Origin of the sequence: Flavihumibacter sp. CACIAM 22H1, from assembly GCF_001601815.1 — a bacterium.
Taxonomy (GTDB): Bacteria; Bacteroidota; Bacteroidia; order Chitinophagales; family Chitinophagaceae; genus Flavihumibacter.
Map to the genome: position 1 here is coordinate 1 of NZ_LUKG01000030.1, position 18,366 is coordinate 18,366.

Sequence of the window (18,366 nt, forward strand, 5' to 3'; positions counted from 1 at the left end):
CCTGTGTGGTACACAATACGATGTAATGGTTCTGAACAAACTCCTTATCATCCAGGTTGGCTACATCAATAATAGCCCGTACTTTATCATCTGAAGGCAACTGCATCAGGTTCTGAATGGCGCGTCCTTTACTGTTTTTCTCCCCTTCCGGAATTTCATATACTTTCAGCCAATAACACCGGCCTTTTTCGGTAAAGAAAAGCATGGTATGGTGCGTAGATGCTACGAAAATATGTTCCAGGTAATCTTCATCGCGGGTTCTGCTGCCCAGGGCTCCTCTTCCTCCTCTCCGCTGCTGGCGATATTCGGTAGCAGACGTCCGTTTGATATACCCCAGGTGCGAAATAGTGATCACCACATCTTCTTCGGCAATAAAATCCAATACATTCATTTCATTGGCCAGGTAGGTGATATCTGACTTACGCGGCGTGGCAAATTTATCTTTTACCTCCTGCAATTCTTTCTTAATGATATCGTACCGGAGGCCTTCATTGCCTAATACTTCCTGCAGGTGAGCGATCAGTTTCATCAATGAATCGTATTCCTCGCGGATCTTTTCCCGTTCCATTCCGGTCAATCGTTGTAAACGCATTTCCAGAATAGCTTTTGCCTGTATTTCATCCAGTCCCCATCCTGCATTTACCAATGCTTCTCTTGCAATTTCCGGGGTGGCAGAACTACGGATCAACGCAATCACTTCATCCAGGTGATCCAGCGCTATCAGGTAACCCAGCAATAAGTGCGCTCTTTTCTGCGCTTCTTTTAATTCATATTGTGTACGACGCACCACCACTTCATGGCGGAAATCAACGAATTCATGAATCAGTTCTTTGAGGTTAAGGGTACGCGGACGGCCTTTGACCAATGCTACGTTGTTGATGCCAAATGAGGTTTGCAGCTCGGTAAATTTGTAGAGCTGGTTTACCACCACATTGGCTACGGCATCCCGTTTCAGGTCGATTACAATACGGGTACCTTCCTTCTGGTTGGATTCGTTATTAACATGCGCAATTCCTTCAATGGTCTTGGAAATTACCAACTGGCCGATTTTATCGCAAAGTGCATCCCGGTTAACCTGGTAAGGGGTTTCTGTAATAATGATCTGCTCCCGGCCGCTGGGCTTGGTTTCGATCTGCATTTTACCCCGCAGCACCACCCGTCCTCTACCTGTTAAAAATCCCTGTTTTACCCCATCCATTCCCCAGATGGTTCCTCCTGTCGGAAAATCCGGTGCTTTTACATATTTGATCAGGTCTTCCACGGAAATTTCACGGTCGTCGATGTAAGCGATACATCCATCTACCACTTCTCCGAGGTTATGGGGTAACATATTCGTGGCCATACCTACGGCAATACCGGTAGAGCCGTTTACCAATAACTGCGGAATTCGGGTAGGCAGCACCGTTGGCTCTTCGAGTGAATCATCGAAATTGAGCTGAAAATCCACTGTTTCCTTATCGATATCTTCCAACATGGCTTCTGCAATCTTTTGCAGCCGCACTTCCGTATAACGCATCGCCGCCGGACCATCACCATCCTGGCTTCCGAAATTACCCTGGCCGTCGATTAATGTATGCCGCATACTCCATTCCTGTGCCATCCGTACCATGGTATCGTATACAGAAGCATCTCCATGAGGGTGGTATTTACCAAGAACCTCTCCTACAACCCTTGCCGACTTCTTATAGGGTTTATTGGAATTGATCCCAAGGTCATTCATGGCAAACAAAACCCGGCGATGTACCGGTTTAAGTCCGTCCCGAACATCGGGTAAGGCCCGACCTACTATAACCGACATCGAATAATCGATATAGGCGGTCTTCATTTGCTCCTCGATATTGATCTGAATAATCCGGTTGGTGTCGTTGGTTTCCTGTGGCGTCAGATTTTCTTCCATGCTGTAAAAAAATTAACCTTTTAAAAGGGTTCTTTGTTATTTAGTAAAAGCCGATTAGAAAGTGGGCAAATCTACCGTTTTTAAGGGGCAAAACCTTAACAATTCACTCAATTTTACCCCAATTTTTCCACTATTTAGTGGCTATCTTTTTTGTACTTTTATCAGCCAAACCAGGTGCATTCCAAACCAACCATAAAACCCTTCAAGTATGCAACATTACCGGTTGTTGCGAAATAATAAAGAATCAGGCCCCTATACCTGGAAGGAGTTGGCGCACCTTCCCCTCAAACCCTATGACCTGGTTTGGGTGGATGGAAAAAGTGCGGCCTGGCGTTATGCTTCGGAATTACCGGAATTCAAGGAACTGGCTCCGGCTGTTGAAGAAGATTTTTACCAGCTCTTTCATAAAAGTCCGGCTGAGAAAAGCACCGAAGCCCTGCGGCCGGTAGCAGCAAAATCCATTAATGTTCCTGCTGATTCCCCGGGCAAAAAAAGAGTGGCGGTTATTTTACCAGAGCAGGCAGCTGCCCCTAAAAAGGAGCCGGCAACAGCACCCGCACCGGTTGCTGCCCCGGTACCGGAAAAAAGGCAGGCGCCGGTGGTAGTTGAAACAGCAGTACAGGAGGAACTGTTGCCTGCTGACCCGGTTATTGACCAATTACAGAAGGTACCCCGGCAACAAAAGTCAACAACTGCAGGGCGTATTTTACCAAAATTAGGGTGGGCCGTAGTAGTGGCCGGCCTGGCGATTGTTGGTTTCCGGTGGATGACATCCAACACCAATCAAACGGTATTGCAGGAGAATAATGAAAGCGCCCTACCGGTAATTCAAACCACCCAATCCAATACCGAAGAGGAGCTGCCCGCAGGTTTACCGTCGAACCCGGCGTTGGAGTTTGCGGCACTGAAAAGACACCTGTCGGTACGGCCCGATCAGATTAACGTGGGCATGTTTGGAGGAATTAGCCGGCTCGTACTTAGTGTCCGAAACGATTACGGGCAGCCGCTCGAAGGGGTTACAATAGCTGTAGATTTTCTGGAGAAAGACCAATCACTACACCATACAGAAATTGTGCAGGTGAAGCGGATTGATGCTCAAACCACCATTTCCGTACCCGTACCTGCTAATGGAAAAGGCAGGGCCGTGCAAACGCGTATTATTGGAATCGGAGACGCGGAAAATTAAGCAACACTATTCTACCTGCCAGTCTTTTTCTGCAAGTATATTATATTGGATATCGCGGTATACCAGTTTATATTTTCCCGGTTGTAAAAAAAGCCAATAGTAACCATCCCTGTCTGTAAGATAGGTTTGATCCGCCGGCACCAAACTGACATAAGGTAATTTAAGCACTTCATCGGCATAATAGGCCTGTACAAAAAAAAGTTCCCGTTGAGCGGGTTGTATGGCAACTTCTTTACGTTTACCCGAAAGCGTTAGGAAACTTGCACGGTTCCGGATTGCTTTAGGTTGCGGAAAAATAACCTGCAGGTCGTATTGATCGTTTTCCAGTAAACTTACCGGCTGCTTGCCGGAGAGTGCAATAGAAACCTGTTCTACCGGGATTTTTTTAAGCATTTCGTCATAAAAATACCGGCCATACTCGAAGCTGCTGCCACTGCATAATTCTGTTTGATCAATGGTCAATGGATTAATACCCGACAGGCGGTAAAAGACCGTTGCCATAGGGGTAAAATCCCCGATTGGTTTTTCTGCAATATGGGCCTGTTCATCCAGCACCAAAACCCGGGCACCCGGCTCTCGCTGAAATATTCCTGCCAGTTTAGTTGCCTGCACTGCATCCTGCACATTGGCCGTTCGTTTGGTAATACCGGTATCGCCTTGTGGTATTAGGGTGTAGCCGAGTGCACGGGCTTTGCGGATAATTTCTGCTGCCAAAGGATCAGCAACCTGGTAGCCCATGAACCTGTTAACGGTTTTTTTATGGGGGTCAGCAAGGGGATTCAGCCAATACAGGGATAAATACCGGAACCCCAATTGATAAAAATCTTCCAGCAAACTGTAAAAAAATGCCCGTTGCTGCAACTGTGCTCCATTTTCGTTAAACATCACAATTTTCTCCGTGGCAGCCCGGTTTAGAATCCATGACCGGGCATCCTGCAGTTGTAATTTTCCCATGGTATCCAGATAACGGCGAACATCTTTATACCCTTCCTTCATCATGGAATCATAGGAATTTTTCAGGTAATAATCTGCCAGCAGGTGATCGCCCGCAAAAGCCAGTTGACGGGCCAGTTGAAATTTCTCCTGGGTTGATTCTACGGTTTTAAACGCGGCGGCTACCGAATGCAGGTACTGTTGTTCCTGCTCACTGCTATCTACCCGGTATTCCTGTAATTTACGTGCGGCGGATGAAAGTTGTGCTGTACCGGAAACCCCGATTAACACTAAAAGAACCAGGGAAAGAATGCATTTCATGCTGCAAATTGAATGGAATTAATTCATCCTGCCTGTTAGCAAAAGATTAAAAATAAGCTTGAAGTAATTGCTTTTTAAACCGCTCCATACCGGTACTGGCCGGTTCTTCAATACGGTGTACCCGGCTGCCGAGGCCTACAGCGGGGATTTTTTTATCTACCACATAAACCGGGCAAGCGGCTGGCACAAAATCAATCAGAGAGGCTGCCGGGTATACCACCAGTGAAGTACCAATTACCAGGAAAATATCTGCATTCCTGACCAGCGGAACTGCCGCTGCTATCTGGGGAACCGGCTCTTCAAACCATACAATGGCGGGTCGCCAGCGGCCCCCATCCGGCGCAAGGGCTCCGGGTTGCATATCTCCTTCTATCGAAGCGGAAAGGTCTATATCAAACTCACTGTGCATTTTGAAAATTTCCCCGTGCAGGTGCAGTACTTTTTTTGAACCAGCCCGTTCGTGCAGGTCGTCAATATTCTGGGTAATGATCTGTACATCAAACTGGGCTTCTAATTCAGCCAGGATTTCATGCGCGCGGTTGGGTTTGGCTTCGAGTACATTTCTTCTTCGCTGGTTATAAAAATCCAGTACGCGTTCAGGATTTTTTTTCCAGGCACCCGGGGTGGCTACCTCTTCAATGGCATACCCTTCCCACAGCCCATCGCTGTCGCGAAAAGTTTTCAACCCGCTTTCTGCGCTGATGCCGGCCCCGGATAATACAACCAGTTTTTTCATTATTGTTCTCCTGCCAGTTCCATTATGACGTTCCATTCATGCTCCGTAACGGGTTGCACGCTGAGCCGGCTCAGTTTAACCAGCGCCATATCCGCCAGCCTTTTATCGGCTTTAATGGCGGTAAGCGGAACGGATCTTTTTAATTTTTTCACCGGTTTTAGATCCACCACCACCCAGGCTTCTTCCGCCGTGGTGGGGTCCTGGTAAAATTCTTTTGCTACTTCTGCTATTCCAACCACTTCTACCCCTTCGTTGCTATGGTAATACAGTACCTGCTCTCCTTTTTTCATAGCCTTGAGGTTATTTCTCGCAGCGTAGTTCCTTACCCCGTCCCAGAAGGTTTTTTTATCCTTTACAAACTGGTCCCAACTGTATTTGAATGGTTCTGATTTAACTAACCAATAGGCCATGAACAAGATTTTTAAGTAACAAATGTAAGTTACCAGCCCGATGCCAGTACATCTGCAATATGAAAAGTCTGCAGGGCAACCTGTTTTTTTTCAATGCAACCATTCAGGTGCATCAGGCAGGAAAGGTCGGTACTTATAATAGCGGAAGCACCCGATTCAAGTGCATTATTAATTTTCTGCTCTGCCATTGCCACACTAATTGGCTCGTATTTTATGGAGAAGGTTCCGCCAAATCCACAACAGGTTTCAACGTCCTTCATTTCTACAAGCTCCAATCCGGCAACATTTGCTAATAGTTTTCTGGGTTCTTCTTTTATTTTGCGTTCCCGCAAAGCTGCGCAGGAATCGTGGTAGGTTGCTTTCATAACCATACTGGCACCCAGGTCTTCCACCCCTAATACATTTACCAGGAATGAAGAAAATTCATAGGTCCTTGCACGCAGCTCTTTTATTTGATTATGGATGGACGAGTTGTCAAATAATTGCGGGTAGTAATTGCAAACAAAGCCAACACAGGAAGCACTGGGGGCAACCAGGTAATCGGCATGCGTTATATTTTCTTTTACAAATTTTTCGGCAACGGCTTTTGCTTCGGCCTGAAAACCGGCATTAAAAGCAGGTTGCCCGCAGCAGGTTTGGTTGGGATTATAGTCGACTGTACAACCCAGTTTCTCCAATACTTTTATCATATTAAAAGCGGTGGATGGATATAATTGATCCACAAAACAAGGAATGAACAATTGAACTTTCACTGGAATTATTTTTTAAAACTGCGCTGAAGTGCAATCATCTTTACTGCAGTAATAGCAGCTTCTTCGCCTTTATGCCCGTGTTTACCGCCAAGCCGCTCCCAGGCCTGTTCTTCATTTAATACCGTTAGCACACCAAATATGGTGGGAACCGGTAATTCGTTATTAAGTAAAACAACCCCATCCGTAACAGCTTTGCAGACATATTCAAAATGAGGCGTGTCTCCTTTTATAACACAGCCCAGGGCAATAAAAGCATGCGGCCGGTCATCCCAGTATTTCTTCGCTTCCCAGCAGGCCCGGATTGCAAAAGCAATTTCCACCGCCCCTGGCACAACAATAGTGGTAATTTTTTCGATGCCCTGTTCTGCCAGAATTTTTTTTGCCCCGGCTTCAAGTTCATTAATGATGCGGTCGTTCCACTCGGTTTTCACCAGAACAACACAGGCATCCTTGGGGAGGATGCCTGCAGGTATCTTTACAAGATGGGTATTTCCTGTTGCTGCCATATGTATTATAATTCACCCAGACGTGCCAGGTATTTGTCTACTTCAAAGCCTCTTTCTGAACGGGGATATTTTTCCTTGATCAGCTTATAGGCATCAATGGCTTCTTTATTTTTTCCCATTGATTCATACAGGTATCCGCAACGAAACAGGTACTCTGAAGAATTGAATTCATCTTTTTCAAAAATTCCGGCAGCTTCTTTATACAGTTTAGCCGCTTCTTCTTTTTTACCCTGTTCTGCATACGCATCTGCCAATAAGGATTTGGCACGGGCATTAATCTGCAGAGAACTGGTTGAAAAATCTTTCAATTGTTTTTCTGCATTCGCAAAATCACCCTGGCGCAGATAAATGGCTCCTGCGTAAAATTTAGACAAATTAGCGGCTTTGGTTCCACTGTATTTATCCATTATTTTAAGGAACCCGGGATTGGTTGCATCCCCGTTTAATGCAAGGGATAAAGAATCACGTTGAAAATATTGTTGTGCCTGGAATATAGCATCGTTGGCTTTTTTCTCTTTTGGCTCTGCAACCAGGTATTTATATCCTACGATTCCACCAGCCACTACTACCAATGCGGTTAGGCCGATCAGGATATTTTTGCTGTTCTGCTGCCAAAAGCCGGTTACTCTGTCAACAACCTCGTTTGTTTCGTCCGGTTGTACCGGTATGTTCTTATTCTCCGCCATGTTTTATTAGGAATTATTAGTCTACGATAAAGGGATAATTCTGGTCAACATAAATATCTTTCAGCACTTCGCTATCATCTGGCCAGGGGCTTTCTTCCGCAAATTTCACGGATTCTTCCACTTCCGCTTCTACCCTTTTATCTATTGCGTCGATTTCTTCCTGTGTGGCGAATTTATTGTCAAGAATAGTTTTTTTCACCATTTCCAGAGGGTCTCGCTGCTTGTATTCTTCTACTTCTTCTTTGGTACGGTATTTCTGGGGATCGGAAATAGAATGCCCTTTGTAGCGGTAGGTTTTAATTTCGATAAGGGTAGGTCCGTCTCCTTCTCTTGCGCGCTTAACCGCTCTTGCCACGCTTTCGTGTACGGCTTCCGGGTTCATTCCATCAATTGAATCAGCCGGCATTTCGTACGCATCGGCTAATTTATAAATATCGTGCACATTGGAGGTTCTTTCTACAGACGTTCCCATGGCATAATTGTTATTCTCGCAAATGAAAATCACCGGTATTTTCCATAACATAGCCAGGTTAAATGTTTCGTGCAGGATTCCCTGGCGGGCAGCCCCATCTCCAAAGAAAGTAAGGCATACCGCATCGGTTCCTTTATACTTTTCCGCAAAAGCAATACCTGCGCCGGTACCGATCTGGGCGCCGACAATTCCATGGCCTCCGAAAAAGCGTTCTTCTTTACCAAAAAAGTGCATGGAACCACCCTTACCTTTTGCACAGCCGGTAGCTTTGCCATATAATTCCGCCATACAGGCTTTGGCGCTGATACCTTTTGCCAGGGCCAGGCCATGGTCGCGGTAGGCAGTAATAAACGCATCTTCCGGCTTGGTAGCGGTCATACATCCGGCGGCAATAGCTTCCTGCCCTACATAGGCATGGAAAAAACCACGGATTTTGCCTTCCATTTTGTATTTCTCTTCAGCCTTTAATTCAAACTGGCGGATCAACTGCATTAGTTCATACCAGTAGAGATAGGTCTCCTTTGAAAATTTTGTAGCCACTAGTTAAGTTTTGAGACGGGCAAAGATAAGGGAAAAATCAGCTATTCAAGCAGTTAAAGAGTGTAATATTGCATTCATCTTGCTACAGCTGGCCTCCATATCGCTTTATCAGTTTAAAAATTATTTGAATGCCAGCTGGCAATTCGATCAGCAGATCGTGGCCATCAGTGGTCGAAATGGGATCGGTAAAACCAATTTGCTGGATGCCATCTATTTTCTCTGTTTCACCAAAAGCTATTTCCACCGCTCGGATGCAAACCTGGTTTTACAGGGTGCCCAGGGGCTTCGGGTGGCAGGCCTGTTCCATAAAGCCGGCCAGTCGGTGGAAGTAACCGGTATTATCCGGGAAACCGGAAAAAAAAGCTTTACGATCAATGGGCAGGCCTGTGAACGCTTATCCGATCATATCGGGCAATACCCAGCGGTTATAATTGCGCCCGATGATGTGCAGATAATTCTTGGCGGAAGCGAGGAACGCAGGCGTTTCCTAGATGCCCTGCTTTCACAGATCGATCATGACTACCTGCTTCAGTTAATGACCTATAACCGCGTTCTGCAGCAACGTAACAGCCTGCTCAAACAGCAGTTGGAAACAGGGCGCCGGGACCTGGAATTATTGGATATCCTGGACCGGCAATTATTGGCGCCGGCTGCGTATGTATATGAAAAACGAAACGAGTACTGCCAGGTACTCTTAGCACAGGCAGTGGACCGGTATGCCCATATAGCAGGTACCCGGTATGATCTTGAACTTAAGTACGATAGTGCCCTGCATTCCGGCGGAATGGCCGACCTGTTGCATGCACATCGGAACCGGGATCTGGCCAGCGGCCGTACCCAGGCAGGCATTCACAGGGATGATATCCAGCTATTGCTATCTGGCCAGGCATTCCGCCAGATAGCTTCACAGGGGCAACGTAAAAGCCTCTTGTTTTCATTGAAACTGGCAGAGTTCAATTTACTGAAAGAAAAGAAAGGGTTTGCACCCCTCCTACTGCTCGACGATGTTTTTGAAAAACTGGATGCCGACCGCATGCATAACCTGCTTTATGAAGTCTGTCATGCTAATGACGGACAAGTATTTGTGACCGACACGCACTCAGACCGGTTAAAAGAAAGCTTTGAACGACTCGGGAAGGGATACCAGGAACTGAAACAGGCATAAAAAAACCAGCTCTTAGAGATAGCTGGTTGGCGGAAAAGGGGGGCCACACCGCACCAAACGCTCAGTTCCACTCCCCCTCTCTACCAAACCTTCTGCTATTAACCAGAAATATCTTTTCAGAGATATCGTGGTATGGGTAGTCTACGGATCAAGGCATACATTCAGTTTTCAAAAAGACACATTTCAACCGTAGGAGATGGATATAAAAACGGGACCAATAACCATACAAAGATGCAAAGCTAAATCCATTAGTTGCATGAACAACCAGTTTATTGTGTATTTTTTACATGTTTATCCGATTTAGGTACCTGCTTTTCCGAATCGGCTATCTGCCTATCTTTGCTGCATGGGCGAATATTCATTAGGAGACGCTATTCAGCAATTCCTGCAGAAAAGCAGGTTAAAAGGTTCAGTGCAGGCCCTTCAGATAACCGATGTATGGGAAACCATTATGGGAAAAACGGTGGCCCGTTACACGGAAAGCATCAAAATTTATGGCGACAAATTATACATCACTACATCCATAGCGCCGTTAAAACAGGAGCTGCTGTTCCAGAAAGAACATATTATTGCCAGGGTCAATGAGGCATTGGGAGAAAAAATAATCAAAGACGTAGTAGTGCAGTAATAACAGCCGGCAACAAGCCCTCTCTATTGAATCCGGGCCCGGGGGTCGATCAGGCCGTAGAGCAGATCAGCGATTAGATTAACGACCACAAAAAAGCCGGCAGACAATAAAACTGCCCCCATCACCACCGGGAAATCCAGTTTTTCAAGTGCATCAACGGTAAGTTTACCGAGTCCTTTCCAACCAAAAATATATTCTACAAAAAATGCACCTGCCAGCAATTCCGCAAACCAGCCGGTAATGGCTGTAAGTACCGGATTTAACGCATTTCGCAGGCCGTGTTTCCAAATAACTTTCCTGGCAGAAAGCCCTTTTGCGCGGGCCGTACGGATATAGTCCTGCTGCATAACATCTAATAAGGAAGCCCTGGTGAGCTGGGCAATAATTGCAAGTGGACGAATTCCCAGCGTAAGCGCTGGTAGTATCAGATTAGACAGTGTAAGCACAGGCTGCCCGGTTTCCGTGTCGAGGTCAAACCAGGAACCTGTCATATGTAACCCTGTATAGGCTGTCCAGACAAAACCAAACAAATAAGCAATGGCAATAGCCATAAAAAAAGAAGGAGCCGATATACCCAGGATGCTGGTAAAGATAGCGGTGGTATCCAGCCAGGTACCTTTTTTCAGGGCGGCCAACACCCCTATTGAAATGCCTCCAATAGTTGCCAGCAGAATGGCTGCACTGGCCAATAAAATGGTTCCCGGCAAAGCTTCCCTGATGATGGTGCCAACTTCTCTCCTGCTCTGGTACGAAGTGCGCAGATAGGGAATTTTAAGGCCGATTTTTCTATTACCCGTATCTATGAAAAAGCCCTTTAACCCCTTGCGGTCAATTTCATCCTGGCTGTGAAAACCAAGGGGTGAAACATCGTTCAGGTAAGCCAGGAATTGTTTCCATTTGGGTTGATCGAGGTAAAGATCGCGTCGGATATTATCTTGTGTAGCCTGGTCGGCTCTTTGCCCCATTACAAGCCTGCTGGGATCACCAAAGCCCTGAAACAGGAAAAAGACCAGTACTACTACGCCCAGTAAAACGGCCCCACCATACACCAGCTTTCGTAAGAAATATTTTGCCATAGGTGATTTTCTTTTCCATCCATGTCCGGCCTTTACTTCACCGCCTTTTTCTCTACTACCACCCCGTCCACCAGCTTATACAATGTTGCGGGGTAACGGGCAGCCGTTTTAACAGCCACCGCATCACAACGCAGCACTAATACCGGTGTTTTGGAGCTGGTGATAAACGACTCCACAACATCTGCAACGGGTGTTATTACATATACCGGCCGACCAGATTCCTTTAGCTTACCGGCCAGTTGATCCAATACCTGAAGCAGTTGTTTTTTATCCTTTTCCTGGAGCGACTGGATGAATAACCAATACATTTCGCCAGATTGGTTGATAATGGCTTGGGTGGTATCTGTTCCGCCCGGTGTAAGCAATACAAAATCTTTGATCTTGGGTTCTGCATTTCCTTTCCGGATAAGCTTATCATATCTGCGCACAAATGAATAAACAGATTCATCAAAATCATCCGGAAACTGATCTGCCGTAAACTCCAGTTCTTTACCAGCTTTATTGTAAACAAAACTGATAACGGTACTGTCTGGAATGGCGCCGGCCGGAATTTTCATCTGTTCGCTGATACGGGCTCCTTTTTTATAGGGCAGGCAATCCAGCACCGGCAGATAGTTAAGAACATACCATTGGAAACCAAAACTAAAAACAGTGGTAATAAGTAGTATCAGTATACTGGTACGGCTGCTTATACGCGTTTTAATACGATTCCGGTTAACAAATAGAAGAAGAATACCTGCTAACAGAACCAGGTCCTTTACAAAAGACTGGTCGGCAGTAAGCGGAATGCAATCACCAAAACAGCCGCAGGTTTTTATTTTACCGGAGAACAATGCATAGCCGGTAAGAAAGGTAAAAAAGATAATAAGCAACAATAGCAACCAGCTAAACAACCTCATTTGCCAGCCAATAAGTACAGCAACACCCGCAATAATTTCAAAAGCGATCATCAAAACAGAAAATGCCAGCGTATAGTCATTTAGGTTATGAAGGCCCCATACCTCAAAAAATTCCTGCATTTTGTAACTGAGCCCCAGTGGATCATTGGCTTTGATCAGCCCGGAAAAAATAAAAAGTATACCTACCAGGTAGCGGGTTACTGTAAGAATTGTTTTCATATTGCTGGTTGACTTTAGCTGCTTAATGTTTACCTTCTTCCAATAAGATCAAGGCAAATGCTGCATAGTTAAAAATATCAAGATAGTTAGCATCAATACCTTCACTGATCAGGGTTTGTCCGTCATTGGCAAGGATCTGACGAATTCGCAGGAGTTTGGCAAGGATAAGATCAGTAAAACTTTGCTGGCTCATATCGCGCCAGGCTTCGCCATAATCATGGTTTTTTTTCGACATCAGCAATCTTGCCCGGTTAACCTGATGGTCATATAACTGATTAACCTGCTCGGTGGGTAAATTTTCTGCAGGTTCCTGTTGCAGTTCAAGTTGCATCAAGCCTATTACGGCGTAGTTTAAAATTCCCATGAATTCTGATTTGATGCTATCGCCAACCAATTGCTTTTTATTTTCCTGGATGGTACGGATTCGTTTTGCTTTAATAAAAAGCTGGTCTGCCACAGAAATAGGTCGGTATACCCGCCAGGACGTACCATAATCGCGCGTTTTTTGGATAAAAATATCTTTGCATTCCTGAATAGCCTGGTCGTACTGTGTTATTGTGTTGGGCATGGGTTCGAATAAAATGTTCATCTTTATCGTTCAAAAATAAGGATTCAAGCGCATGTATACCCTCAATTGCCGTGGAGCTTTGCTTGTACTGGATCAACCAGTTGTGATGGGCATTATTAATCTGACCCCAGATTCTTTTTTTTCAGGCAGCAGAAAGGAGCAGGTATCAGCAGTACTGGCAAAAGCGGAGCAAATGATACGGGAAGGGGCTACCCTATTGGATATTGGGGCCCAGAGTACTCGTCCGGGTAGCAACTATCTTACCGCAGCTGAAGAGTGGGCCCGGCTGGAACCGGTTTTACCTGTTTTACTTGAAAAATTTCCATCCTGTTTTTTTTCGATTGATACGTTTCATGCACGGGTAGCCGAACAAGCCGCCGCCATGGGTATCCATATGGTGAATGATATCAGTGCCGGATTACTGGATCCTGCTATGTTGGCGGTGGTAGCTGCGGCTGGCCTTCCGTTTATTGCCATGCATATGAAAGGAACACCTCAAACCATGCAGTCACTAGCTCAGTATACGGATCTGATAACGAAACTAACCGATTATTTCCTGGAACGTGTTAATAGCTGTAAAGCGGCGGGCATAAAAGATATTATTCTGGACCCCGGCTTCGGATTTGCCAAAACAATATCCCATAATTTTCAATTATTACGAGCGCTGGATCAGTTGCAGCTATTAGGGCATCCCCTGTTGGTGGGGCTTTCCAGAAAATCAATGATTACCAAAACCCTTGGGGTGCCGGCAGAAGCCGCCCTGAATGGTACCACCGTTTTAAATACGCTGGCGGTACTGAAGGGTGCATCCATTCTGCGGGTACATGATGTAAAGGAAGCCATGGAAGTGATTAAGCTGGTAAAAACAGATCATTGATACAAAAAATGCCGCCCGGTTTCCCGAACGGCATTCTCATGTGTGCGTGTATCAGCTATAGTAACAATTCCGCAGCTTTATTGTTTACCATCAACCGGCGGCATCAGGGGGTTTTGTTTGGGTTGAGGAGCCTGATCATTGATATCAACCATCTCTACATCAAACATAAGGGCTTCGTTGGGCTGACCACCAGGACCCGGACGTGATCCATAAGAAAGAAACCCGGGAATATAGAGGGTACCTTTTCCGCCTTTTGCAAATTCTTTCAAGCCCTCATCCCAGCCCGGAATCACCTGGCCCATACCAAGGGGGAATGTAATGGGGTCTTTTCCGGCTTCCATGGTAGATTCGAACTCTTTACCTGTAGTAAGGATTTTACCCCGGTATTTTACGGAAACGTATTTACCAGAATCAGCTTTGGCACCGGTACCAGGATTATCAACTTTCACATAAGTACCTTTACCAATTTTGGTAGCATTGATGTTATTTTTCTTGATGTACTCATCAACCAGGGCCTGATCGCGGTCTTTTTGTCCGGCCATTTCTTTATCCTGAGCGGCCTGCACCTGTTGTTCATTGTCCAGGATATCCGTAACCTTCAGGTACAGATAAAGTTTGTCGCCTTTTTTCATAAACGGAGGCAACATGGGGTTTTGTTTCATCAGGCTATCTACTTCCTGCACTACCACCACACTATCTCCTTTAGAAAGAAAACGAAATACTTCTGCTGCATTGTAAACTGGTCCAACACTGTCTACCCGTGCAAATACAGGTACACCTCCATTGGAAGTCATCAATAAAGAGTCATTTACTTTCTGCGTATAGTGCACCTGAAGGAATTGCCCGATTTTTACCTGAGGACCACTTCCCTTTTCTACAATCTTATACGTGATACCGCTGGCTGTTTTACTGTAGTCGGTACTACCACAGGCCGCAAGCATGGTTGCGGCAATTACTGTTGAGAATACAAGCGTTTTTGTCATTTTTTATATCAGTTGAAATTCTGATGCATTTTCTTTAAGTACCTTTTTAAAGGTTTTAACAGTTTCTTCCAGGGAGGCACTGCTTCGGCCACCGGCCGCATTAAAATGCCCTCCCCCTTCAAAAAACCGACGGGCAAAGGTATTGACATCTACGTTACCCTTGCTACGGAAGCTCCATTTTCTTTCTTCGTCCCGATCAATACAAATCGCAGCCATCTTAATGCCGCCTATGGAAAGTGGGTAGTTCACCAGACCTTCGGTATCGCCGGTTTTGATATCATACCGCAGCAGGTCGTTTTTGGAAATATAGATGAGTGCCGTATTGTATTCGTAATAAACTTCCATGCGGCTGGTGAGGACAAAACCTATAAAGCGAAGCCGGCTTTCCATGAAATTATCATAAATATGCTCATGTACTTTGGTGTGTTTCAGGCCCGTCTCCTTCAGATGAGCAGCCATTTTGTGTACATTAGCAGAGGCTGCGGGAAACCTGAAAGACCCCGTGTCTCCGATTAAACCGGCATATAAACAGGCAGCTACATCTACGGTAAGTAGGTTTTCCCACCCCCCTTCTATGATAAAATCATAGATCATTTCGCAGGTACTGCTTTTGGTGATATCACTGATACCGTATGCAAAACTTTCTACCGCTGGTTGTTGATGATGATCGATCAATACTTTAGCTGCCGTTGCCTGTTCCAGCACGGGCGCCAGGTTTTTGGTGCGGCTAAGTGTATTAAAATCAAGACAAAATATCCAGTCTGCTGCATTAATTAGGCTGGCTGATTTTTCGCGGGTTATCTCAAAATTCAACACGGCTTCTGCACCTGGCATCCAATCCAGAAAAGCAGCCCAGTTTGTTGGTGAAATCACCGTAACGCTATGGCCGAGGGCAAGCAGTACCTGGCTAAGTGCAAGAGAGGAGCCCAGTGCATCCGGGTCAGGCTTCTGGTGGGTTGTAATAATTACGTTGGCCGGTGTAGCCAGTTTCGGGTAAATATGATGTATAGGTAGCATAAAGCCGGGCAAATGTAGGGAAAAATAGCTACCTTTGCGCCCCAAAGAGCAAGTATATATGAGTAACAGAACATTCACTATGATTAAACCCGATGCAATGAAAAACGGCCATGCCGGTGCTATCATTGATCGGATTATCAAAGAAGGATACCGCCTGGTGGCCCTTAAATTAACCAAACTAAGTGCTGAGAAAGCCGGCGAATTCTATGCCGTACACAAAGCACGCCCGTTTTATGGGGAGTTGGTTGAGTTCATGAGCAGCGGTCCCATTATTGCGGCGATACTGGAAAAAGAAAATGCAGTTGCTTCTTTCCGTACGCTGATCGGGGCCACAGACCCGGCAAAAGCTGAAGAAGGAACCATTCGGAAATTATTTGCTACTTCACTTGGTGAAAATGCGGTACACGGAAGCGACAGTGATGAAAATGCAGCCATTGAAGGAGCATTTTTCTTTAGTGGTATGGAACAGGTAAACGGTTAATTTCCGTCCTTAACCACAAAACATTGAAAGGGCCTCCTATTGGAGGTCTTTTTTTTTGACCTATATTATTGTACCAATACAGCTGTTCGACCGTTGTTTTCAACAGGTCGCAGGGTGTAGCCCGCTTTACGCAAGAGGTTAAGCACCCCTTTTTCGCCGGGTAAATGCGCCGCGCCAACGGCAAATAATACCGCATTTTTTTGCATCGCGGTTTCCATGGGTTGTATCCAGCTGGCATTCCTGCCGAAGAGAAAAAGTTCGAGGTAAGCGCTAACCCCGCCCTCTTCTTCCAGCGTAAGCTTTTCAATCTGCTGCAGGTCCTGCGAGCGGTAAATCTCCGACATGCGATTGGTAAAACTGTCCTGGCGGGCTTCTTCATCAATGGTTTTAAGTAATTCTTTCGCCTGTTCGGTATAAGGTATACTATCAAATACACCTGCCTGGAAAGCGATGGTTTCCAGTCCGCCAATAGCTTTACCTTGTGTTTTTGCCTGTTTCAGAATTAATTCTTCCATGCCGGTTTTGGCATTGCAAGGCATTTTTGATTCACTTAACATGGCGGCCACAAAATATGGTTTGAATCGTTCCATCATACTCAGCGGCAGCACTGTTTTATTGTTCGAAAAATAATCCTTTACCCGTTGGTACTCTTCCGCACTCAGCAGGTCACTGATTTTTTTATTGTCTTTCATCCGGATATATTTAAATACACCCAGCATTTCACCCGGATTATCCATATCAATTTCGAAAAAAACCTGTTCCGATTTTTGTATGGCGGCCAAGAGGCTGTCCGACATCATTTCCTCCGCTGCACATAATACGTGCATGGTACCAAAAATATAAGAAGGTTTGGAGAGTCCCTTACCACTGATTTCCCATAACAGGGTTTTGGGAGATTGGGCTGCGAGCTGCAGGCACTGGAACAATAAGCTAACAGCGGTAACTAAGAAACGATGCTTCATGGATCAATTTATATTTCGCGGGCAATCCAGTTGGCGCCCCATCGACTTTCCGTTATAGCCGCCGCGCCTTGCACTGCCCAGCCGGAAATTTACTGTGATTCCCTGAAAATAATACCAGTCTTTAAAATTCGGGCCTCCCCGCACGGCACCGGTCGGGTACACCTGGTTTCCATTTTTCAACTCATCTCCCCGGTAGGCCAGTTCTACAGCAAGGGCCCCCCTGCCTGCCAGCAGTATATCGGGGTCGACATAATTGGTACTTACATCATCGAGGTAATCGGTAAATGTTTTACGCATACCGATTTCATATCCAAGGGTAACCTGCTCATTCAAGCGCAGCTGAATACCTCCGCCGAATGGAATAGCCAACTGCACTCTTTTATACATAACGCGGTCGGGGAATGCGGTCAGTCCCTGTCCTTCGGTTCCAAGGGGTTGGAGATAGTATTTGTTTCCCAGGGTATCATGGGTATAGGGATCAAAGCCAAATACTCCCAGCCCTGCTATCAGATACGGGGTCCATTGTTTGGATTCAAGGTCCAGAAACCGGTACATGAGCTGAATATTTCCTTCCAGGATCTGCGATTTGAAGTTGAGGTTCCTGGATCGTAAACCTGCATCCTTGTTGAAGCGGTCATCGGCGCTTATCCGGCCATAATTGGCCATTCCGCGGACCGCAAAATGTTTGTTAATATCATATTGAACCCCCACTCCAAGGGCAATCTGGGCCTGTTGGGTGGTAAATCGCCTGTCCTGTAGATCGCCCTGATAGTTTGCAACCCCGCCAAAACCGACCAATTGCCAGTTTTGTGCCAGAAGGGATACAGGTAAAAATGCCAGTAAGCCAATAAGGATTGTACGCATAAAGCAGGTTGTGATCGTAAATTAGCAAGTTTTAAGCCAAGCTTATAGCGTGCAAACACCCACTATTCGTATTTCAATGCTTTTCCTCCCGGATCAGATCGGAAAAAAATTGATTATAATCCTGCCAGGCCTAAACAGAACTACTTACGAAAAGAAAAAAAGTCCCGATTGGGACTTTAATTAGTTTA

General features: G+C 45.7%; 20 protein-coding genes. 5 read left to right on the plus strand and 15 right to left on the minus strand.

Annotation, left to right across the window (positions count from 1 at the left end; translation table 11 throughout):
- Positions 1 to 1,897: DNA gyrase subunit A (gene gyrA, locus A1D16_RS10170; RefSeq protein ID WP_290709255.1), on the minus strand; the 1,897-nt coding region annotated here is incomplete at its 3' end.
- Positions 1,898 to 2,105: 208 nt separating this feature from the next.
- Here gyrA and A1D16_RS10175 point away from each other — a divergent pair.
- A complete protein-coding gene (locus A1D16_RS10175; RefSeq protein ID WP_290709256.1) occupies positions 2,106 to 3,083 on the plus strand; it encodes a hypothetical protein in 978 nt (325 codons plus the stop codon).
- A gap of 6 nt (positions 3,084 to 3,089) precedes the next feature.
- Here the strand turns inward: A1D16_RS10175 and A1D16_RS10180 are convergent, their stop codons facing one another.
- Genes A1D16_RS10180 through pdhA form a run of 7 tightly spaced genes read right to left on the minus strand, consistent with a single transcriptional unit; the run spans position 3,090 to position 8,439 of the window.
- A complete protein-coding gene (locus A1D16_RS10180) occupies positions 3,090 to 4,337 on the minus strand; it encodes a hypothetical protein (RefSeq protein ID WP_290709257.1) in 1,248 nt (415 codons plus the stop codon).
- A gap of 46 nt (positions 4,338 to 4,383) precedes the next feature.
- Positions 4,384 to 5,073, minus strand: coding sequence for a Sir2 family NAD-dependent protein deacetylase (locus tag A1D16_RS10185; protein WP_290709258.1), 690 nt, complete (start codon positions 5,071 to 5,073; stop codon positions 4,384 to 4,386).
- The gene (locus tag A1D16_RS10190) at positions 5,073 to 5,483 is read right to left on the minus strand and encodes an EVE domain-containing protein (RefSeq protein ID WP_290709259.1); all 411 of its coding nucleotides are present in this window, start codon (positions 5,481 to 5,483) and stop codon (positions 5,073 to 5,075) included. The genes A1D16_RS10185 and A1D16_RS10190 overlap by 1 nt, the downstream gene beginning before the upstream one ends.
- A 29-nt stretch (positions 5,484 to 5,512) precedes the next feature.
- Entirely contained in the window at positions 5,513 to 6,235 is a 723-nt protein-coding gene (locus tag A1D16_RS10195) for a (Fe-S)-binding protein (protein WP_290709260.1), read from the minus strand.
- A gap of 5 nt (positions 6,236 to 6,240) precedes the next feature.
- On the minus strand, positions 6,241 to 6,741 hold the full coding sequence (gene ribH, locus A1D16_RS10200) for a 6,7-dimethyl-8-ribityllumazine synthase (protein WP_290709261.1): 501 nt from the start codon (positions 6,739 to 6,741) through the stop codon (positions 6,241 to 6,243).
- A 5-nt stretch (positions 6,742 to 6,746) separates the two neighbouring features.
- Positions 6,747 to 7,427: a tetratricopeptide repeat protein gene (locus tag A1D16_RS10205; protein WP_290709262.1), complete on the minus strand. Its 681-nt coding sequence runs from the start codon at positions 7,425 to 7,427 to the stop codon at positions 6,747 to 6,749.
- 16 nt (positions 7,428 to 7,443) lie between these two features.
- Positions 7,444 to 8,439 (minus strand): pyruvate dehydrogenase (acetyl-transferring) E1 component subunit alpha, encoded by a 996-nt coding sequence (gene pdhA / locus A1D16_RS10210; RefSeq protein WP_290709263.1) that lies wholly within the window; start codon positions 8,437 to 8,439, stop codon positions 7,444 to 7,446.
- A gap of 10 nt (positions 8,440 to 8,449) precedes the next feature.
- Here pdhA and recF point away from each other — a divergent pair, with 10 nt between their 5' ends.
- Both recF and A1D16_RS10220 read left to right on the plus strand, forming a co-directional pair.
- The gene (recF, locus tag A1D16_RS10215; RefSeq protein WP_290709264.1) at positions 8,450 to 9,604 is read left to right on the plus strand and encodes a DNA replication and repair protein RecF; all 1,155 of its coding nucleotides are present in this window, start codon (positions 8,450 to 8,452) and stop codon (positions 9,602 to 9,604) included.
- Positions 9,605 to 9,950: 346 nt separating this feature from the next.
- Complete coding sequence (locus tag A1D16_RS10220; protein ID WP_290709265.1) at positions 9,951 to 10,232, plus strand: DUF721 domain-containing protein; 282 nt, start codon at positions 9,951 to 9,953, stop codon at positions 10,230 to 10,232.
- Between the two features lie 23 nt (positions 10,233 to 10,255).
- On the opposite strand, the gene A1D16_RS10225 is transcribed toward A1D16_RS10220, so the two are convergent.
- The 3 genes from A1D16_RS10225 to A1D16_RS10235 are packed head-to-tail and all read right to left on the minus strand — an operon-like array spanning position 10,256 to position 12,994.
- Positions 10,256 to 11,308, minus strand: a complete 1,053-nt coding sequence (locus tag A1D16_RS10225; protein WP_290709266.1) for an ABC transporter permease — start codon at positions 11,306 to 11,308, stop codon at positions 10,256 to 10,258.
- 32 nt (positions 11,309 to 11,340) lie between these two features.
- Positions 11,341 to 12,426 carry a BT_3928 family protein gene (locus A1D16_RS10230; RefSeq protein WP_290709267.1) on the minus strand — a complete coding sequence of 362 codons (1,086 nt, stop codon included), beginning with the start codon at positions 12,424 to 12,426 and terminating at the stop codon, positions 11,341 to 11,343.
- A 22-nt stretch (positions 12,427 to 12,448) separates the two neighbouring features.
- The gene (locus A1D16_RS10235) at positions 12,449 to 12,994 is read right to left on the minus strand and encodes a DUF1599 domain-containing protein (RefSeq protein ID WP_290709268.1); all 546 of its coding nucleotides are present in this window, start codon (positions 12,992 to 12,994) and stop codon (positions 12,449 to 12,451) included.
- A gap of 52 nt (positions 12,995 to 13,046) precedes the next feature.
- Here A1D16_RS10235 and folP point away from each other — a divergent pair, with 52 nt between their 5' ends.
- On the plus strand, positions 13,047 to 13,871 hold the full coding sequence (folP, locus tag A1D16_RS10240) for a dihydropteroate synthase (protein WP_290709269.1): 825 nt from the start codon (positions 13,047 to 13,049) through the stop codon (positions 13,869 to 13,871).
- Between the two features lie 77 nt (positions 13,872 to 13,948).
- Here the strand turns inward: folP and A1D16_RS10245 are convergent, their stop codons facing one another.
- Entirely contained in the window at positions 13,949 to 14,854 is a 906-nt protein-coding gene (locus tag A1D16_RS10245; RefSeq protein WP_290709270.1) for an FKBP-type peptidyl-prolyl cis-trans isomerase, read from the minus strand.
- A 3-nt stretch (positions 14,855 to 14,857) separates the two neighbouring features.
- Complete coding sequence (locus tag A1D16_RS10250) at positions 14,858 to 15,871, minus strand: bifunctional oligoribonuclease/PAP phosphatase NrnA (RefSeq protein ID WP_290709271.1); 1,014 nt, start codon at positions 15,869 to 15,871, stop codon at positions 14,858 to 14,860.
- Positions 15,872 to 15,929: 58 nt separating this feature from the next.
- Between A1D16_RS10250 and A1D16_RS10255 the strand changes: the two genes are divergently transcribed.
- Positions 15,930 to 16,352, plus strand: coding sequence for a nucleoside-diphosphate kinase (locus A1D16_RS10255; protein ID WP_290709272.1), 423 nt, complete (start codon positions 15,930 to 15,932; stop codon positions 16,350 to 16,352).
- Positions 16,353 to 16,417: 65 nt separating this feature from the next.
- Here A1D16_RS10255 and A1D16_RS10260 read toward each other — a convergent pair whose 3' ends face one another.
- Together A1D16_RS10260 and A1D16_RS10265 are read right to left on the minus strand one after the other, a co-directional pair.
- The gene (locus A1D16_RS10260) at positions 16,418 to 17,314 is read right to left on the minus strand and encodes a TraB/GumN family protein (RefSeq protein ID WP_290709273.1); all 897 of its coding nucleotides are present in this window, start codon (positions 17,312 to 17,314) and stop codon (positions 16,418 to 16,420) included.
- Positions 17,315 to 17,317: 3 nt separating this feature from the next.
- Positions 17,318 to 18,178, minus strand: a complete 861-nt coding sequence (locus A1D16_RS10265) for a DUF6089 family protein (protein ID WP_290709274.1) — start codon at positions 18,176 to 18,178, stop codon at positions 17,318 to 17,320.
- Positions 18,179 to 18,366 lie beyond the last annotated feature (188 nt).

What these genes read in the sequence shown, in the direction of transcription:
- A1D16_RS10175 (WP_290709256.1), top strand. Translation starts at nt 2,106, where the DNA reads ATGCAACATTACCGGTTGTTGCGAAATAATAAAGAATCAGGCCCCTAT.
- A1D16_RS10180 (WP_290709257.1), bottom strand. Translation starts at nt 4,337, where the DNA reads ATGAAATGCATTCTTTCCCTGGTTCTTTTAGTGTTAATCGGGGTTTCC.
- A1D16_RS10185 (WP_290709258.1), bottom strand. Translation starts at nt 5,073, where the DNA reads ATGAAAAAACTGGTTGTATTATCCGGGGCCGGCATCAGCGCAGAAAGC.
- A1D16_RS10190 (WP_290709259.1), bottom strand. Translation starts at nt 5,483, where the DNA reads ATGGCCTATTGGTTAGTTAAATCAGAACCATTCAAATACAGTTGGGAC.
- ribH (WP_290709261.1), bottom strand. Translation starts at nt 6,741, where the DNA reads ATGGCAGCAACAGGAAATACCCATCTTGTAAAGATACCTGCAGGCATC.
- A1D16_RS10205 (WP_290709262.1), bottom strand. Translation starts at nt 7,427, where the DNA reads ATGGCGGAGAATAAGAACATACCGGTACAACCGGACGAAACAAACGAG.
- A1D16_RS10220 (WP_290709265.1), top strand. Translation starts at nt 9,951, where the DNA reads ATGGGCGAATATTCATTAGGAGACGCTATTCAGCAATTCCTGCAGAAA.
- A1D16_RS10225 (WP_290709266.1), bottom strand. Translation starts at nt 11,308, where the DNA reads ATGGCAAAATATTTCTTACGAAAGCTGGTGTATGGTGGGGCCGTTTTA.
- A1D16_RS10230 (WP_290709267.1), bottom strand. Translation starts at nt 12,426, where the DNA reads ATGAAAACAATTCTTACAGTAACCCGCTACCTGGTAGGTATACTTTTT.
- A1D16_RS10235 (WP_290709268.1), bottom strand. Translation starts at nt 12,994, where the DNA reads ATGCCCAACACAATAACACAGTACGACCAGGCTATTCAGGAATGCAAA.
- folP (WP_290709269.1), top strand. Translation starts at nt 13,047, where the DNA reads ATGTATACCCTCAATTGCCGTGGAGCTTTGCTTGTACTGGATCAACCA.
- A1D16_RS10245 (WP_290709270.1), bottom strand. Translation starts at nt 14,854, where the DNA reads ATGACAAAAACGCTTGTATTCTCAACAGTAATTGCCGCAACCATGCTT.
- A1D16_RS10250 (WP_290709271.1), bottom strand. Translation starts at nt 15,871, where the DNA reads ATGCTACCTATACATCATATTTACCCGAAACTGGCTACACCGGCCAAC.
- A1D16_RS10255 (WP_290709272.1), top strand. Translation starts at nt 15,930, where the DNA reads ATGAGTAACAGAACATTCACTATGATTAAACCCGATGCAATGAAAAAC.
- A1D16_RS10260 (WP_290709273.1), bottom strand. Translation starts at nt 17,314, where the DNA reads ATGAAGCATCGTTTCTTAGTTACCGCTGTTAGCTTATTGTTCCAGTGC.
- A1D16_RS10265 (WP_290709274.1), bottom strand. Translation starts at nt 18,178, where the DNA reads ATGCGTACAATCCTTATTGGCTTACTGGCATTTTTACCTGTATCCCTT.